14 protein-coding genes are annotated in these 17,851 nt (G+C 63.6%); 8 read left to right on the top strand and 6 right to left on the bottom strand.

What is annotated here, in order from left to right:
- Positions 1 to 38 precede the first annotated feature (38 nt).
- A complete protein-coding gene (locus G6P99_RS32330) occupies positions 39 to 1,013 on the bottom strand; it encodes a Bug family tripartite tricarboxylate transporter substrate binding protein (RefSeq protein ID WP_165124938.1) in 975 nt (324 codons plus the stop codon).
- 149 nt (positions 1,014 to 1,162) lie between these two features.
- Between G6P99_RS32330 and G6P99_RS32325 the strand changes: the two genes are divergently transcribed.
- From G6P99_RS32325 to G6P99_RS32315, 3 genes are all read left to right on the top strand, one after another.
- Complete coding sequence (locus G6P99_RS32325) at positions 1,163 to 2,233, top strand: ABC transporter substrate-binding protein (RefSeq protein WP_165124935.1); 1,071 nt, start codon at positions 1,163 to 1,165, stop codon at positions 2,231 to 2,233.
- A gap of 125 nt (positions 2,234 to 2,358) precedes the next feature.
- Positions 2,359 to 4,458: a molybdopterin oxidoreductase family protein gene (locus G6P99_RS32320; protein ID WP_165124932.1), complete on the top strand. Its 2,100-nt coding sequence runs from the start codon at positions 2,359 to 2,361 to the stop codon at positions 4,456 to 4,458.
- A 91-nt stretch (positions 4,459 to 4,549) separates the two neighbouring features.
- A complete protein-coding gene (locus G6P99_RS32315; RefSeq protein ID WP_029079962.1) occupies positions 4,550 to 5,329 on the top strand; it encodes an enoyl-CoA hydratase/isomerase family protein in 780 nt (259 codons plus the stop codon).
- Positions 5,330 to 5,383: 54 nt separating this feature from the next.
- Here G6P99_RS32315 and G6P99_RS32310 read toward each other — a convergent pair whose 3' ends face one another.
- The 3 genes from G6P99_RS32310 to G6P99_RS32300 all read right to left on the bottom strand — a co-directional run bounded on the left by G6P99_RS32310 (position 5,384) and on the right by G6P99_RS32300 (position 9,643).
- Positions 5,384 to 5,812 (bottom strand): GlcG/HbpS family heme-binding protein, encoded by a 429-nt coding sequence (locus tag G6P99_RS32310; protein ID WP_165124929.1) that lies wholly within the window; start codon positions 5,810 to 5,812, stop codon positions 5,384 to 5,386.
- Positions 5,805 to 8,777 (bottom strand): FAD-binding and (Fe-S)-binding domain-containing protein, encoded by a 2,973-nt coding sequence (locus G6P99_RS32305; protein ID WP_165124926.1) that lies wholly within the window; start codon positions 8,775 to 8,777, stop codon positions 5,805 to 5,807. Before G6P99_RS32305 ends, G6P99_RS32310 begins: the two co-directional genes overlap by 8 nt.
- 113 nt (positions 8,778 to 8,890) lie before the next feature.
- Complete coding sequence (locus tag G6P99_RS32300; protein ID WP_165124923.1) at positions 8,891 to 9,643, bottom strand: GntR family transcriptional regulator; 753 nt, start codon at positions 9,641 to 9,643, stop codon at positions 8,891 to 8,893.
- A 132-nt stretch (positions 9,644 to 9,775) separates the two neighbouring features.
- Here G6P99_RS32300 and G6P99_RS32295 point away from each other — a divergent pair, with 132 nt between their 5' ends.
- The 5 genes from G6P99_RS32295 to G6P99_RS32275 all read left to right on the top strand — a co-directional run bounded on the left by G6P99_RS32295 (position 9,776) and on the right by G6P99_RS32275 (position 15,536).
- On the top strand, positions 9,776 to 10,978 hold the full coding sequence (locus tag G6P99_RS32295) for a pyridoxal-phosphate-dependent aminotransferase family protein (protein ID WP_165124920.1): 1,203 nt from the start codon (positions 9,776 to 9,778) through the stop codon (positions 10,976 to 10,978).
- Positions 10,979 to 11,045: 67 nt separating this feature from the next.
- Complete coding sequence (locus G6P99_RS32290) at positions 11,046 to 12,329, top strand: MFS transporter (protein WP_165124917.1); 1,284 nt, start codon at positions 11,046 to 11,048, stop codon at positions 12,327 to 12,329.
- 128 nt (positions 12,330 to 12,457) lie between these two features.
- Complete coding sequence (locus G6P99_RS32285) at positions 12,458 to 13,654, top strand: pyridoxal-phosphate-dependent aminotransferase family protein (RefSeq protein WP_029079956.1); 1,197 nt, start codon at positions 12,458 to 12,460, stop codon at positions 13,652 to 13,654.
- A 112-nt stretch (positions 13,655 to 13,766) separates the two neighbouring features.
- The gene (locus G6P99_RS32280; protein ID WP_165124914.1) at positions 13,767 to 14,564 is read left to right on the top strand and encodes an enoyl-CoA hydratase/isomerase family protein; all 798 of its coding nucleotides are present in this window, start codon (positions 13,767 to 13,769) and stop codon (positions 14,562 to 14,564) included.
- Positions 14,565 to 15,365: 801 nt separating this feature from the next.
- The gene (locus G6P99_RS32275) at positions 15,366 to 15,536 is read left to right on the top strand and encodes a hypothetical protein (protein WP_165124911.1); all 171 of its coding nucleotides are present in this window, start codon (positions 15,366 to 15,368) and stop codon (positions 15,534 to 15,536) included.
- Between the two features lie 24 nt (positions 15,537 to 15,560).
- Here the strand turns inward: G6P99_RS32275 and G6P99_RS32270 are convergent, their stop codons facing one another.
- Positions 15,561 to 15,944, bottom strand: coding sequence for a cysteine rich repeat-containing protein (locus tag G6P99_RS32270; RefSeq protein WP_165124908.1), 384 nt, complete (start codon positions 15,942 to 15,944; stop codon positions 15,561 to 15,563).
- Positions 15,945 to 16,167: 223 nt separating this feature from the next.
- Complete coding sequence (locus G6P99_RS32265) at positions 16,168 to 17,721, bottom strand: winged helix-turn-helix domain-containing tetratricopeptide repeat protein (RefSeq protein ID WP_165124905.1); 1,554 nt, start codon at positions 17,719 to 17,721, stop codon at positions 16,168 to 16,170.
- Positions 17,722 to 17,851 lie beyond the last annotated feature (130 nt).

Genomic DNA, 17,851 nt, shown 5'->3' with positions numbered 1-17,851 from the left:
TCGCACTGTTCCTTCGCCGCAGTCTTTGCGCCGCGTGCCTATTGGGTCTTGTCCAGCCTTTTGACGACGTCTGCCCACTTCACGACATCGGCGCGCAGGAATCTGTCGAACTCGTCCGGTGTCATCGGCATCGGTACCGCGCCCTGCGCGGCCCAGAGCTTCTCGACCTCCGGCCGTCTGATCGCGGCGTTCACGGCCGTGTTGAGCTTGTCGATGATCGGCTTCGGCGTACCCGCTGGCGCCATCAAGCCGAGCCAGATCGTTGCCTCATAGCCGGGGACACCGGCCTCGATCACCGTTGGAACGTTGCGCAGCACCGCCGAACGAACCTTGCCGGTTGTCGCGAGCGCGCGTACCTGGTTTTCGGCAGCATTCGCCGCCATCGCCGGCACGGCGTCGATCATCATCTGGACCTGGCCGCCGATGACGCCGCTACGGGCTTCGCCGCTGTTGCGGTAGGGCACATGCACGACGTCGATCCCGGCCATGGCTTTGAACAACTCGCCGGCCATGTGATAGGGCGTGCCTTGACCCGACGAGGCGTAGTTCAGTTTTCCGGGCTGGGCTTTTGCGAGTGCAATGAACTCCTGCAGCGTCTTCGCTTGCACGGAAGGGTGGACCACGATCACGAGGTCGGAAGTGTTCAGGGACGCGATCGGCACGAGGTCGCGCATCAGCTCATATTTGCGCTGCGGCACCAGCGATTCATTCGCGGTCTGGGTGTTCGACATCATCAGCAGGGTGTAGCCGTCGGCTGGCGCCTTGGCGACCTCGAGCGTGCCGATCACGCCGCCGGCGCCGGTGCGGTTCTCCACCACGAAGGGCTGGCCGAGGTTTTCCTGCAAGATGCTGCCGATCTGTCGCGCGACGACGTCGGCCGGGCCGCCGGGACCGAAGGGAACGATGATCCTGACCGGCCGGGCAGGGTAGTCTTCGGCGTCAGCACGTGAGCCTGCCATCGACACGGTCAGCAGCGCCGCGACAAGCACCAAGGCGTACCGTAAGCCCGCCATCGATCCTCTCCCCCAACTTTAGTCTTGTTTCTTGGTTAGAAGTCTAGCTGCAACCTGAAGCATCTGTCGACGACAGACTCCGTCCTTGCGTATCGGAATATGAGCGGCTGGACGGTGTATCAACTTCGCCATCGTGTGCGGGGAATCATATGAGGAAACATCCTGGGCTATCGCGCCGCGCCATGCTGAAGGGCTCGGGCGCTGTGCTGGCAGGGGCCGCTTTTTCAACGCGCGTGATGGCCGCTGCGCCACCCGCCGAACCGGTCACGCCGACGCTGATCGAGGCGGCGAGGAAAGAGGGCCAGGTCGTCTACTACACCTCGACCGATCTGCCGGTCGCCGAGAAGCTGGCAAGGGCGTTCGAAGCGAAATATCCAGGGATCACCGTGCGTGTCGAGCGCACCGGCGCGGAGCGTGTGTTCCAGCGGGTCGGCCAGGAATATTCCAGCAACATTCATGCGGTCGACGTCGTCAACTCCTCCGACGCGGCACATTTCATCGTGTGGAAGCGCGACGGCATTCTGACGCCCTATGTTCCGGAGGAGGTCGCAAGATACTATCCGGACGAGCATCGCGATCCCGACGGCCAGTTCGCAAGCTTCCGGGTCTGGCTGTCGATCATTGCCTACAACACCAATCTGGTGAAGGCCGAGGAGGCGCCGAAGAGCTTTGCCGATCTGCTCGACCCGAAATGGAAGGGCAAGATCGTCAAGGCGCATCCCGGCTATAGCGGCACCATCATGACTGCGACCTATCAGATGCAGCGCGACCTCGGCTGGAGCTTTTTCGAGCAACTCGCAAAGCAGAACATCATGCAGGTGCAGTCCTCCACCGATCCGCCGAAGAAGCTCGATCTCGGCGAGCGCGCCGTGATGGCTGACGGCAACGAGTACAACATCTTTCAGATGAAGGAGGCCAGCCGCCCGGTCGAGCCGGTCTACGCCACCGAAGGGTCGCCGCTCATTGTCGGCCCGAACGGGATCTTCAAGGATTGCCCGCATCCGAACGCCGCAAGGCTGTTTCAATCGTTCGCGCTCGGGCGCGAGGGGCAGCAACTCAACATCGAGATCGGCGGCTTGCGCTCGGTTCACGCGCAGGCCCAGGAGAAGGCGGGCCGCAAGCCGCTGAAGGACATCAAGACGATGAAGGACGATCCCGCGGCGGTGGAGCGCGAAGGGGAATCGATCAAATCGCGCTACACCCGCATCTTCCGCGTTTGACGGACGGCGTGGGCTCGATAGCCGAGCATTTGGGCGGCTGTCGCATGCCATATGCGCGGTTTTCGCCGAGACTGGGTCAATAATGCCCCTCGGCGGAGGGGACATTTGATGTTACCAATTTGGCCATGAACCAGCATGCCAAGGTCGACATCCGCCATTCCACCTGTCCGCACGACTGCCCCTCGGCATGTGCGCTCGACGTCGAGGTGATCGACGGACGTTCGATCGGCAGGGTACGCGGCTCCAAGCAGCAGACCTACACCGCCGGCGTGGTCTGCGCCAAGGTCGCGCGCTATGCCGAGCGGATTCATCATGCCGAACGGTTGACGTATCCGCTGCGCCGGACCGGGCCGAAGGGCTCCGGGCAGTTCACGCGGATCTCCTGGGATGAGGCGCTGGACGAGATCGCCGCGCGTTTCGATGCCGCCGAGCGGGAGTTCGGGGCCCAGTCGGTCTGGCCCTACTATTACGCCGGCACCATGGGGCTGGTGATGCGCGACGGCCTCAACCGGCTGTCGCATGTGAAGAAGTATTCGCGCTTCTACGGCACGATCTGCGCAACCATCGCGCGCATCGGCTTTGCGGCCGGGACCGGCAAGATCGCCGGCGTCGATCCCCGCGAGATGGGCGTCTCCGACCTCGTCGTGATCTGGGGCACCAATCCGGTCAACACCCAGGTCAACGTGATGACGCATGCATCGCGGGCGCGGAAGGAGCGTGGCGCGAAGATTGCGGCGGTCGACGTCTACAACAACGAGACCATGAAGCAGGCCGACATCAAGATCCTGCTGCGGCCGGGAACCGATGGCGCCTTCGCCTGCGCCGTGATGCACGTGCTGTTCCGCGAAGGGTTTGCCGATCGCGATTATCTCGCGCGCTATACCGATTGCCCCGACGAACTGGAAGCGCATCTGAAGACCAAGACGCCGGAATGGGCGTCGGAGATTTCGAGCGTGCCGGTCGAGGAGATCGAGGCGTTCGCGCGGCTGGTCGGGACCACCAAGCGCTCCTTCTTCCGTCTTGGCTACGGCTTTACGCGCAGCCGCAACGGCGCTGCGCAGATGCATGCCGCGACGTGCATTCCCGCGGTCACCGGCGCCTGGCAGTATGAGGGCGGCGGCGCCTTCTTCAACAATGCCGGCATCTGGCGCTTCGACGAGTCGATCATCGAGGGCCACGACGCGATCGATCCCTCTACGCGCGTGCTCGATCAATCGAAGATCGGCCGCATTCTTACCGGCGATGCCGAAGCGCTGCGCGGCGGCGGGCCAGTCAAGGCGATGCTGATCCAGAACACCAATCCGATGACGGTCGCGCCCGAGCAGGCGCTGGTGCGCCAGGGCTTTGCCCGCGAGGATCTGTTCGTCGCGGTGCACGAGCAGTTCATGACCGAGACGGCCCAGATGGCCGATATCGTGCTGCCGGCGACGATGTTCATGGAGCACGATGATCTCTATTACGGTGGCGGCCATCAGCACATTTCGGTCGGTCCCAAGCTGATCGACCCGCCCGGCGAATGCCGCTCCAACCACGAGGTGATGCAGGGGCTCGGCCGCCGGCTCAATGCCGTGCATCCCGGTTTCGACATGACGCCGCGCCAGCTGATAGACGCAACTTTGAAGAAGAGCGGGCACGGCGATATCGAGGCGCTGGAAGCCGATTTGTGGCGCGATCTGCAGCCGGATTTCCGCACCTCGCATTATCTCGATGGATTCGCCCATGCCGACAAGAAGTTCCACTTCAAGGTCGATTGGGGCAAGGTCCCGGTTGGGACAGGCGGGCTGATGGGAGCGTGGGACAAGATGCCCTCGCTGCCCGACCACTGGAGGATCATCGAGGAGGCGGACGCGCAGCACCCGTTCCGTCTCGCGACATCACCGTCGCGCAGCTTCCTCAACACCAGCTTCAACGAAACGCCGTCGTCGCAGGCCCGCGAGGGCGCGCCGACCGTGATGATTCACCCCGACGATGCGGCTGCGCTGTCGATCGCCGACGGGGAGGCCGTCACGCTCGGCAACATGCGCGGCGAGACCACGCTGACCGCGAAGCTGTTCGATGGCGTTCGCCGCGGCGTGCTGATCGCCGAATCGATCCACCCGAACAAGTCCCACATCGGTGGCCGCGGCATCAACATGCTGACCGGGGCCGAGGCCGTCGCACCGCTTGGTGGCGCCGCGTTCCACGACAACAAGGTCTGGATCAGGAAGGCGTCGGCCGCCGGCTAAATCCTGCTTGCAGTCGGCGCCGATCCTGCCGCAAATGTCGGCTGACAACAGCGCACAGGCAAGAAACCGGGCAAGAAAACAGGCGGGAAACATGACCGACAACAGCGTTCTTCTCGAGAAGCGCGGGCAGGCGTTCTGGATCACCATCAACCGCCCGGACAAGCGAAATGCGCTCAATGCCGGTGTGATCGCCGGCATCGCCAAGGGCTACCGCGATGCGCATGACGACAAGGACGTGCGCGTCATCGTGCTGACGGGCGCCGGCGACAAGGCGTTCTGCGCCGGCGCCGATTTGCAGAACAGCGGCGCGGCGTTCTCGATGGATTTTTCGCGTCCCAATGTCGACTACGCCGACCTGTTGCGGCTGTCGCAGAGCGCGACCAAGCCCGCGATCGCGCGGGTCGGCGGCGTCTGCATGGCCGGCGGCATGGGGCTGTTGTGCATGACCGACATGGCGGTCGCCGCCGAAGGCGTAATCTTCGGCCTGCCCGAGGTGAAGGTCGGCGTGTTTCCGATGCAGGTGCTGAGCCTGCTGCAGTCGATCGCCCCGCCGCGCCTCGTCAACGAATGGGCGCTGACCGGCGAGCCGTTCGACGCCAGGACCGCGCAGGCGGCTGGCCTTCTCAACTATGTCGTGCCCGCAGCCGAGCTCGACGCCAAGGTCGATTGGCTGATCGGCCGCATCGTCGACAAGTCGCCGACCGCGATCCGGCGCGGCAAATACGCCATGCGCGCGATCGCCTCGATGTCGTTCGACGAAAGCATCGCCTACACCGAAAGCCAGATCGCGCTGCTCGCGATGACCGAAGACGCCAAGGAAGGCCTCAAGGCCTTCGGCGAGAAGCGCAAGCCGACATGGACCGGGCGCTAGAGCGGCGCGACGACCACGCACCGCGCGACTGGGTCGCGCGGCGGTGCGCAAAAATTAGCCCGCGTTGGCCTTCAGGCCGGCGGCTTCGATGCCGGCCACGGCGCAGATCTCGTCATTGTCTGACGTGTCGCCGCTGACGCCGACGGCGCCGAGCAGGGTCGAGCCGTCCATGATCAGCACGCCGCCGGGGACCGGCACCATCCGGCCCTGCGCCAGCGTGTTCACCGCGTCGACGAAAAAGGCCTGCTCCTGCGCGCGCTGAAACAGGGCGCGCGATCCCATTCCCAACGCCAGCGCGCCGTAGGCCTTGCCGTGGGCGATCTCGGCCCGCATCAGGCTGGTGCCGTCCTGCGCGGCTGTCACCTTTACAGCGCCGCGGGCGTCGAGGATGGTGACGACGAGCGGCTTGAATTTCTTCTCGACCCCCTTGGCCAGCGCGGCATCCAGAATCTTGCGGGTAATGTCGAGCGTGAGATCAGCCATGGGCCTCTTCCTTTATCGATTGATCTGAACTGGATTTCGCACACTTCAGGCTCATCGCCAATACGCAGGCGACATGGAGCGGCGTGCGGCCGCTGCCGTCCATAATCTGGTGCCGGCATGAGGTGCCGTCGGCCACGATCAGCGTGTCCGGATCGGCGCTCCTGATCGCCGGCAGCAGCGACAGCTCGGCCATCTCGATCGAGGCCTGATAGGTCTCCGCGCCATAGCCGAACGCACCGGCCATGCCGCAGCAGCTCGACTCGATGATCTTGACCTCGAGGCCCGGCACCAGGCGCAGCACCTTCTCCACCGGCTTGAGCGCACCGAAGGATTTTTGGTGGCAATGACCGTGCACGACGGCCTTGCCGGCGACCGCGCCGAGCGGCAGGGCGAGCCGCCCGGCCTCGGCCTCGCGCACCAGGAATTCTTCGAATAGCAAGGCGTGCGCGCTCACCGCCTTTGCGGCGTCATCCGAACGCAGCGACAGCAGCTCGTCGCGCAGGGTCAGCAGGCAGCTCGGCTCCAGACCAATGATCGGCACGCCGCGGGCGGCGAACGGCACGTAGGTCGCAACCAGCCGGTCGAGTTCGGCGCGGGCCTGTTCGACCAGTCCGGCCGACAGGAACGTCCGCCCGCAGCACGGCGGCCTCCCGCCGTCCGATGGCCGGGGAAGGTGGACGCGATAGCCGCCGGCGAGCAGCACCTCGATCGCCGCGTCGAGATTTTCCCGCTCGTAACCGCGGTTGAACGTATCGGCGAACAGCACCACCTCGCGGCCGTCAGGCGGACCCAGCACCTCGGCGTCAGGCCGGAAGGTGTCGCGGCGAAACGCCGGCAGCGCGCGCTTGGCGCTGATCCCGGCGAGTTTCTCGAACAGCGCGCGCAACAGCGGGCTGCGGTTGCGCCAGTTCGCGAGCGGAGCAAAGCGCGAGGCGAGATCGACATAGCGGGGCAGATAGCCGACCAGCCGGTCGCGCAGCGACAGACCGTGCGTCGCGGCGCGCGCGGCCAGCACCTCGATCTTCATCTTGGCCATGTCGACGCCGGTCGGGCATTCGTGACGGCACGCCTTGCAGGAGACGCAAAGCTTGAGCGTGTCCATCATCTCGTCGGAGGCGAGCGCGTCCGGACCCAATTGGCCCGAGATCGCCAGCCGCAGCGTGTTGGCGCGGCCGCGGGTGACATCCTTCTCGTTGCGGGTCGTGCGATAGGACGGACACATCACGCCGCCCTCGAGCTTGCGGCAGGCGCCGTTGTTGTTGCACATCTCGACGGCGCCCTGGAAACCGCCGCCGGCGCCGGGATAGGCCGACCAGTCGAGCGCCGTCTGCAATTCGCCGACGCGATACTCTTGCGAGAAGCGGAACAGCGAGCGGTCGTCCATCCTGGGCGGATCGACGATCTTGCCCGGATTGAGCGTGTTGTCCGGATCGAAGCGCTGCTTGACCTCGCGGAAATCGGCAACGATGCGCGCGCCAAACATCGTCTCGTGGAATTCCGAGCGCACCAGGCCGTCGCCGTGCTCGCCGGAATGCGAGCCCTTGTATTCGCGTACCATCTCGAAGGCTTCCTCGGCAATGGCGCGCATTGCCTTGACGTCCTTCTCGAGCTTGAGGTTGAGCACCGGGCGCACATGCAGGCAGCCTTCGGAGGCGTGCGCATACATCGTGCCGCGAGTGCCGTGCCTGGCGAAGACGGCGTTGAGCCGCTCGGTGTAGTCGGCGAGATGCGGCAGCGGCACCGCGCAATCCTCGACGAAGGAGACCGGCTTGCCCTCCTGCTTCATCGACATCATGACGTTGAGGCCGGCGGCGCGGAAGTCGGCGATGCCGGCTTGCAGCGCGGGCTCGATGATCTCGACCACGCCGCCCCATTTGCGCTGCGGCCTGTCCCAGCCGAAGCCGAGGTCGGCCATCAGCTCGCCGAGCTGTTTCAGGCGGGCGAGATTGTCGGCCTGGTCTTCTTCGGCGAACTCGACCACCAGGATGGCATCCGGATCGCCGCGCACGGCCGCTGCGATGATCGGCTGGAACATCGCGATCTCGCGGCCGAGCGCGATCATGGTGCGATCGACCAGCTCGACGGCGATCGGCCGCAGCTTGACCAAATGCTGGGCCGCGTCCATCGCCTCGTAGAAGCTGCCGAAATGGCAGACGCCGAGCGCCTTGTTGCGGATCACCGGCCACAGCTTCAGCTCGACCTGGGTCGTGAAGGCAAGCGTCCCCTCCGACCCGACCAAAAGATGCGCCATGTTGTTCGGCGCGTTGCGCGGCACCAGCGCGTCGAGATTATAGCCGCCGACGCGACGCTGCACTTTCGGGAATTTGTCCGCGATCTCGGCCGCCTCGCGCTCGCCGAGATCGAGCATGTCGCGGAACAGGCTCGATCCGCTGTCGGGAGAATTGATCCGCGTCAGATCGCGCGGCACCTCGCCGAAATGCAGCAGCGTGCCGTCCGCAAGCGCGGCATCCATCGACAGCGTGTTGTCGCGCATCGTGCCATAGCGCAACGAGCGGCCGCCGCAGGAATTGTTGCCGGCCATTCCGCCGATCGTGGCGCGCGACGCGGTCGAGACATCGACCGGAAACCACAGCCCGTGCTGCTTCAGCTGGCGGTTGAGGTCGTCGAGCACGATGCCGGGCTCGACCACACAAGTCCGGTTGTCGACGTCGAGCGAGAGGATCCGGTTCAGGTGCTTGGAGAGATCGACCACGATGCCGTCATTGACGGTCTGGCCGCATTGCGAGGTGCCGCCGCCGCGCGGGGTCACGATCCGCCCGTCGTCGCGGGCGATCGCGAGCGCCCGCAGCGCCTCGTCGACGGTGCGGGGCACCACCACGCCGGCCGGCATGATCTGGTAGAACGAGGCGTCGGTCGCGTAGCGGCCGCGGTTGAAGTCATCGAAAAAGACGTCGCCGGTCATTTCGGACCGCAGGCGCTGTTCGAGCGATGAGGCGTTCTTCATCCCAGATCCGATGTGATCCACGACGCAACCGATATTGCCCATGGATTATTCATTCTATTGCATTCAGAATTACATTATGAATTCATAATGAGCAAGACTTGCGGCCTCAAGGGCTAATCGCCCTGAGGCGTCGCCTCGTCGGCGTTGTCCTGTCCCTCGGCGAGGTGCTCGATGGCGGCGGTCCGCTTGTTGCGCAGGTGTGCGAACAGGATGTCGCTGAGCTCGCTGCCGGCGCGGCGGCGCAGTGCATCGAGGATCGCTTCGTGCTCCCGCATCGCCTCGGCCCAGCGCTGCCGCTTGCGGGCGAAATTGGCGGAGTAGCGCACCCGGCGGATCCGGCCGGCGAAATTGGCGTAGGCGGTCTTCAGGGTCTCGTTGCGCGCCGCGGCAACGATGCTCTCGTGAATGCGCTGGTTGATCTGGAAGTAGCCGTGCATGTCGCGATGCAGATAGTGGCCGTACATCTCGTAATGCAGCTGCTCGATTGCGGCGATTTCCTCATCGGTGATGGCTTCGCAGGCCAGCCGACCGGCCAGGCTCTCGAGCCCGGCCATGACGTCGAACAGTTCCTCGAGGTCGCGCGGGCTGAGCCGGCGCACCCGCGCGCCGCGATTGGGCAGGAGCTCGATCAGGCCTTCGGCGGCCAGCACCTTAAGCGCTTCGCGCAGCGGCGTCCTTGATATCCCCAGCATGTTGCAGAGCTGCCGCTCCGGAACGCGCCCGCCTTCGGGGATGTTGCCCTCCACCACATAGTCGCGAAGCCGCAGCAGGATCTCCCCGTGCAGCGAGGCTTCCTGGCGGTCGCCGCCATTGCTGGCGGCTGGTGGGGTGATCGGAACCCCGATTTCGGGAATCGCAGATTTCATATCCGGGACAATAATTTACCCACAGGGTCGCGTCGACGTCTCCAATCGAATACCAAATATGCGTTGAAAAGACAAAAAATGAATGCAAAATAGCCAATCAGCAGACCGAAGCACGGCGATTGGGAGGTTCTTATGCATCAAGGGCGCCATTTTCTCCAGATTCCGGGACCGAGCCCGGTCCCCGACCGCGTTCTTCGCGCGATGGACATGCCGGTCATCGACCACCGCAGCGCCGAATTCGGCGAGCTTGGCCGCACCGTGCTCGAGGGCAGCCAGAAGGTGTTTCAGACTGCAGGACCGGTGGTCATCTTCCCGTCGTCCGGGACCGGCGCCTGGGAGGCCGCGATCGTCAACACGCTGTCGCCGGGCGACAAGGTCCTGATGGTCGAGACCGGCCACTTCGCCACGCTGTGGCGCCAGATGGCCGGCCGCTTCGGCATCGAGGTCGACTTCATGCCCGGCGACTGGCGCCGCGGCGCCGACCCCGCCGAGATCGAGGCGAGACTCGCCGGCGACACGGCGCACAGCATCAAGGCGGTGATGGTCGTCCACAACGAGACCTCGACCGGCGCCACCAGCCGCATCGCGGAGATCCGCGCCGCGATCGACCGCACCTCGCATCCGGCGCTCTTGATGGTCGACACCATTTCCTCGCTGGGTTCGGTCGACTACCGGCACGACGAGTGGAAGGTTGATGTCAGCGTCAGCTGCTCGCAGAAGGGCTTTATGCTGCCGCCCGGCCTCGGCTTCAACGCGATCTCCGACAAGGCGCGCGCCGCATCGCGCAGCAACAAGATGCCGCGCTCCTATTTCGATTGGGAGGAGATGCTGAAGCCCAACGCCAAGGGCTTCTTCCCCTACACGCCGGCGACGAACCTGCTCTACGGGCTGCGCGAAGCGATCGCGATGCTGCTGGAGGAGGGGCTCGACAGCGTGTTCGCCCGGCATCGGCGGCTCGCCGCCGCGACACGTGCGGCCGTCAATCATTGGGGGCTCGAGAATCTCTGCCAGGAACCGTCGGAATTCTCGCCGGTGCTGACCGCGGTGATGATGCCGCCCGGCCACGATGCCGATCAGTTCCGCAAGGTCGTGCTCGACAATTTCAACATGTCGCTCGGTGCCGGCCTGTCGAAGGTCGCCGGCAAGGTGTTCCGCATCGGCCATCTCGGTGAGTGCAACGAGCTGACGCTGCTTGGCGCGCTCACCGGCGTGGAGATGGGACTGTCGGTCGCCGGTGTCCCGCATCGCCCGGGCGGCGTCGAGGCCGCGATGCGGCTTCTCGAGCAGCGCGATCAGCGCAACGCACCGTCGCATCTGAAAGTGGTCGGCACCTAATCAGCAGTCCACGGCATCCCGCAAGCCAACGAACTCAGAAAAATCGCGGATCAGGGAAGGGGAGGAGATGAGGCTTCGGTTCAAGGCCACCCATGTCGTGTTGGCCATGCTCTGCGTGATGTACTTCATCACCGATGTCGACCGGGTGAACATCGGCACCGCGGCCAGCGATATCCAGAAGGAGCTCGGCCTGTCCAACACCGAGCTCGGCCTGGTGTTCTCGGCCTTTGCCTATCCGTATCTGCTGTTCCAGGTGATCGGCGGCTGGGTGGGCGATCGCTTCGGGCCGCGCCAGACCTTGTTCTGGTGCGGCATGATCTGGGCTGCGGCGACCATCATGACCGGCTTTGTCCATGGTCTCGCCGCGCTGTTCGTTGCCCGCTTCGCGCTCGGGTTCGGCGAAGGCGCGACCTTCCCCACCGCGACGCGCGCGATGCAGTACTGGACGCCGGCCAAGCGGCGCGGCTTCGCGCAAGGGCTGACGCATTCGTTCGCGCGGCTCGGCAATGCCGTCACCCCGCCGGTGGTCGCGCTGCTGATCCTGTGGCTGACCTGGCGCGGCGCGTTCATCGCGCTCGGTATTGTCAGTCTGATCTGGGGCGTCGCGTGGGTCTGGTACTTCCGCAACGAGCCGAGCGACCATGGCTCGATCACCGCAGCCGAGCTTGCGACCCTGCCGCCGCGTCCGCAGGGCGAGCGGCCGAAGGTGCCGTGGGGGCCTCTGCTGCAGCGCATGTGGCCGGTGACCTTGACCTATTTCTGCTACGGCTGGTCCCTGTGGCTATACCTCAACTGGCTGCCGCTGTTCTTCAAGAACAACTACAACCTCGATCTGAAGAACTCGGCGCTGTTCGCATCCGGCGTCTTCTTCGCCGGCGTCGTCGGCGACAGCATCGGCGGCGTCATCTCCGACCGCATCCTCGAGCGCACCGGCAATGTGCGTCTGGCGCGGCTCAGCGTGACGATCGTGGGATTCGCCGGCGCGCTGCTGTCGCTGATGCCGATCCTGTTCGTTCACGACATCACGGTGGTCGCGCTCAGCCTGTCGGCCGGGTTCTTCTGTGCCGAGCTCGTGATCGGCCCGATGTGGTCGATCCCGATGGACATCGCATCGAAATATTCCGGCACCGCGGCGGGGATCATGAACTCCGGCTCGGCGTTTGCGGCCATCGTCTCGCCGCTGGTCGCCGGCTTCGTCATCGACGCGACCGGCAATTGGTACCTGCCGTTCCTGATGTCGATGGGGCTCTTGCTGGTCGGTGGTTTCTCGGCATTGCTGATGCACCCGGAGCGGCCGTTCGAGGAGGCGAGCGAACCGGTGGCACCGGGAAGGGTGGTGGCCGCCGAATGAGGGGCCGTCGGCGGTGGTGGAGCGCCGTCAGATATGCATGACGGCCCCTCGCCGGGCCTAGGACAAACCCGGCGAATAGTGATATGCGAGCGGCTCACCACGACCAAGACAAGACCGGGAAGACGCTCATGACCGTGCATACTGGAAGGCATTTTCTGCAGATTCCGGGACCGACCAACGTGCCGGACCGGGTGCTGCGGGCCATGGATATGCCGACCATGGACCATCGCGGTGCCGAATTCGCCGAGATCGGTTTTGCCGTGCTTTCGGCGATGCAGCGTGTGTTCCGCACCAAGCAGCCCGTGATCATTTACCCCTCGTCGGGGACCGGCGCCTGGGAGGCCGCGATCGTCAACACGCTGCAACCCGGCGACAAGGTTCTGATGTGCGAGACCGGGCAATTCGCCGTGCTGTGGCACGGCATCGCCGACAAGTTCAAGCTCGACGTCGATTTCATTGCGGGCGACTGGCGCCATGGCGCCGACCTCGAGCAGATCGAGGCGCGGCTTGCCGCCGACAAGGCGCACAAGATCAAGGCGGTCTGCGTGGTCCATAACGAGACCTCGACCGCCTGCGTGACCTATCCGCGCGACGTCCGCAAGATCCTCGACACTTTGAAGCATCCGGCGCTGCTGATGGTCGACACCATCTCGGGCCTCGGTTCGCTTGAATATGAGCACGATGCCTGGGGGATCGACGTGTCGATCGCCGGCTCCCAGAAGGGACTGATGCTGCCGCCCGGCCTCGGCTTCAACGCCGTGTCGGAGAAGGCGCTGGCAGTGGCCAAGGCCAATCCCGCGATGCGCTCCTATTGGGACTGGCAGGAGGTCATCAACATCAACAAGGCCGGCACCTGGCCGTACACGCCCGCGACCAACCTGCTGTTCGGCCTGAGGGAGGCCGTGAAGATGCTGGAGGAGGAGGGGCTCGACAACGTCTTCGCCCGCCACAAGCGCCACAGCGAGGCGACGCGCGCCGCGATCAAGGTCTGGGGCCTGGAGACGCAGTGCCAGGAGCAGGGCGCGCACTCGCCGGCGCTGACCGCGGTGCGGGTGCCTGATGGCCATGACGCCGATCATTTCCGCAAGGTCGTGCTTGATAATTTCGACATGTCGCTCGGCACCGGCCTCAACAAGGTCAAGGGCAAGGTATTCCGGATCGGGCATATCGGTCACTTCAACGACCTGATGCTGATGGGCACGCTGTCGGGCGTCGAGATGGGCCTTGATCTCGCCAAGGTGCCGCATCGCAGCGGCGGCGTGCTGGCGGCGATGGAAGTCCTGAAGGGACGCGACCCGTCGCAGGCGTCCAAGGCTGTTGCTTGAAGAGGCTGTTGCTTGAAGAGGCTGTTGCTTGAAGAGGCTGTTGCTTGAAGAGGCTGTTGCTTGAAAAGGCCGTCGCCTGAAATCGAATCTCAGAGAACAGAAAGAGCGAGACATGAACGCGCCCGTCACTTCGACCGAAGACCTGATCTACTCCGTCGAGGACGGGATCGCGCGCATCACGTTCAACAGGCCGCAGGCCCGCAACGCACTGACCTTTGCGATGTATGAGCAGATGGCTTCGATCTGCGAGAACATCAATCAGGATCACTCCATCAAGGCGCTGATCATGACCGGTGCCGGCGACAAGGCGTTCGCCTCGGGCACCGACATCTCGCAGTTCCGGGCCTTCAAGACCGCGCAGGATGCGCTGGACTACGAGGCGCGGATCGACCGCGTGCTGGGAACGCTCGAACAGTGCCGCGTGCCTGTCATCGCAGCGATCGCCGGCGCGTGCACCGGCGGCGGCGCCGGTATCGCCGCATGCTGCGACATCCGCATCGGCACCGAGGCGACGCGGATCGGCTTCCCGATCGCGCGCACGCTCGGCAACTGCCTCTCGATGTCCAACATCTCGCGGCTGGTTTCGCTGATCGGCCCGGCGCGGACCAAGGATCTGATCTTCAAGGCGCGCCTGGTCGAGGCACCGGAGGCGCTGGCGCTCGGGCTCCTGAACGAAGTCGTTCCCGACGTGGAGACGCTGCAGCGCCGCGCCAACGAGACCGCCAAGCTTGTCGCCGGCCATGCGCCGATCACGTTAGAGGTGACCAAGGAAGCGGTGCGCCGCATCCGCCGCACGCTGTCGCGCGAGGAAGGCGAAGACCTGATCCTGCGCGCCTACATGAGCGAGGATTTCCGCGAAGGCATGGACGCCTTCCTCAACAAGCGCGCGCCGAACTTCAAGGGCAAGTAGCGGCGGTTTCACGCTTTGCTCCAGGTCGCGCCAACGCGCGCCATATAGCCCAAACTGGTCAGACGAAAAGGAATGACCGGATTGCGCAGCAAAACCGGATCATGGTTGCTGCGTATTTGTGGGGTCGGCTATCGCACCTGTTGAATGGCAGGGGGCAATTGGAAGTGGTCGGCAGGGGTCGTCCGATTGCAATTGTACGGGCGACCCCACCCTTCGGTTTCAAATTTCCATCGGCGCGACCTGGAGAGGGTGAATATGCGCGTAAAATCTAATTTCACCCGACAAATCAATGCGACACACCCTGTCCAGCCCTTCCGCGAAAAATATTTCGGTTTATCGTAAAGGCAACTCAGTGTTATGACTCCGCCGTCTCACCCGATCGAGGGGCGCTTCGCGGTCGTCACGAACGCGGTGTGGGATGCGGTGGACGCCGAGCGTGGCGCTGACGAGAGCACGCGAAGCGGACGGTGAAGTCGTGTGGTCCTGACGTCTAGCTGTTTCTTTGGCTTGTTGAGGACGTCGGAAATCCTTGAAAATAAAGGCATTCTCCCACTTCTGCCGAAAGAACGGAAGGCCCGCCGAAAACCGCTAGGCCCCGATAGGCCCTAGTTTCACATGATGCGATGCGCCGCTCCCTCACGATGGGCACGCACAAACCCAATTTTCAAAGTCGTCGATATCGAAGGTTGCCGGAAGCCCAAATTGCCTGAGGGCATCGGCTTGAACAGATGTGGCAGCCGCTACTCGCTTTTGGTGAAAGGCCAACGTTTCGACCGGCCCCGTCGAGTTTCGTGACGTGCGATGGCGATGGCGACGCTGGTTGAAATCGAGGATGGGCTGCGCGCTGCCGCCGGCCACGGCTATCTGGTCGGCACCGCCAACGGGTTGGTCGGGTTTTCCGCATGGCGCAAAGCGCCGGACAAGGCCGGTATGACGGTGGATGCGAACCGGCTTGCACTGGCGGCGCGATAAGAGGCGCGCCCGTTCCGGTCCCGACTAACTTTTGCCTGCCGCTTGCGAAATCGTTTCTTTGCAGGCCGCGCTCATATCCGCGAAATGGTCTTTTATGCAAGCCTCGACACGACCGCCGCCCGGCACAACACCCGGGCAATTCTTCTTAACGTCCGCTTTACAAGTCTTTTTGATGGCAGCCAGCTTTACCAGCGCAAGCTGGCAAGGCAAAGAAAACTCTTTGAAGCGAGAGTTGATGCAGTTCCGACGAAGTTCACCTTCGGCGCCACCGCACTGTGACTTTATGTCGGGAACACATGTTTTGAGGGCGGCGGTTGTTTGAGCGAGTACCACAGGCGGTACGGCAGTGATCGTGAGAAAAAACACAGCCAACATAGCGGTGAGACGAAAGGCGGCCCCTGCGGTCATACCAATATTCCTTATTTTGCCGCTAACGAGTTTGCCGAGCGATACGCTGGGTCGTTTGATCCAAATCAATCGCCATGGCGCTCTTACTATTGCAACACCGCGCGGGTCCTCTGGGCCGCGTAAGGAAAGGCGGGGACCGCGCGACCGCTCCCCTCGAGGAAATCTGGCTCGAGAAAATCCGTGGTTGCAGGTGCATTCTAATTCGTGATGCCGCGAGCAAGGTTCATTCGGGCAAGCCCGCTTTCCGAAGGCCCTCGATCAACAGCTTCGCGTTTGATTGCCCGCCCCGCACGACGAACGCTGATATTGTAAAGGCGGGATCGAACTCAAGCAGACGCGCGACCAACTCACGGGCCTCAGCCTCGCGCCCGAGATGGGCGAAAGCGGACGCGAGACAGCAGTAAGCTGGCCAATAGGAGGATTTCTGGCGTTGGGCTTTCTTGGCTGCGACGATGGCCTCGTCAAAGCGACGAAGCTCGATCAAGGCTATGCCCATCCCGACAAACGACGAATGTAGCAGCGGGTCTATCGGGTTCACGCGAATGGCACGTTCGAAGCTCTGGACCGCTTCCTGCGGTAGCCCCGCAGCTCTACAGACCCAGCCTCTGGCGGACCATGCGCCAAATGAATTGGGATTGAGCGCTACTGCCCGGTCAGCCATTTCGATCTCACTTTCACAATCGCCAATCATGAACGAAGAGATTACAGCAGCCGCTGCTAACGTATCTGGATCACTATCGTCGACGCTCAATGCCAAGCGAGAAAGCCGAACGGCTTCCCTGCGGTCGAATTGGGGATCGTCAGCATAGCCGAAAAGGACGTTTCGCATGTGACAGAGACCTGCGAGAGCCGCGGCACCGCCGAACCGAGGGTGCAGTTCCAAGGCGCGGTGAGCCAACTTGATCGCGTCGGCCAACCCTTCACGGGTCGCCAGGTAAGACTGCGGCAGAGCGCGGAGATAAAAATCATAGGCGGTGAGGTTCTCCGGTCGGCGCCGCGCCGCCATTGCGATTTCCGTTTGAACCAATTTTGGCTCGATAGCTGAGACAACGGCGACCGTCACCTCGTCCTGAAGCGCGAAAACGTCTATCAGGTCGCGCTCGAACCGATCCGCCCAGATGTGCGCACCGGTCACCGCGTCAATCAACTGCCCTGCGATGCGAACTTTCCCCGCTGCCTTGCGCACAGACCCCTCAAGGATATAGCGCACGCCAAGCTCGTGCCCGACCTGCTTCACGTTCACCGCCTTGCCCTTGTAGGTAAAGCTGGAATTGCGGGCGATCACGAACAGCCATTTGAACCGCGAAAGCGCGGTGATGATCTCCTCAACCATTCCGTCCGCAAAATACTCCTGTTCGGGATCGTCGCTCATGTTCTCGAACGGCAGCACGGCGATGGAGGGCCTGTCGGGAAGCGCAGGAGCGCTCTCGGGCGCGACTTCACCCGGATTTGAGGCCGCAACTTCTCGCGTCTCTTGCACCTGTCCGACGAAACGAAAGCCCTTGCGCGGAAGCGTCTTGATGAGGCGCTGCTCCTCTCCACTGTCGCCAATTGCACTTCGCGCGGCATTCAAGCGTGTCGTAAGTGCGGCATCGGATACGATGCGGCCGCTCCAGACGGCGTTGATAAGGTCGTCCTTGCTGACGACGCGCTCCCTGTTTCGGATCAGGTATTCGAGCAGATCGAACACCTGCGGTGTAATGGAAACGACCTCTGCCCCGCGATGCAGTTCGCGTCGGTCGATGTCAAATGCGAATTCCTCGAAGCGATAGCGCAAGTTGCGAACCCCTCACGGTGTCCTCCCTTCGCAGGAAGGCATCTTCGCGCACCCAAAGGATAAGCCGCTGGCATGAAACATGTAAACCGATGGTTGAGCGGGTTTGAGCCGTGGCATCTCATGTGGTGCA

This window comes from Bradyrhizobium sp. 6(2017) (genome assembly GCF_011058295.2).
GTDB classification, from domain to species: domain Bacteria; phylum Pseudomonadota; class Alphaproteobacteria; order Rhizobiales; family Xanthobacteraceae; genus Bradyrhizobium; species Bradyrhizobium septentrionale.
This window is presented reverse-complemented; position numbering and strand designations above follow the sequence as displayed.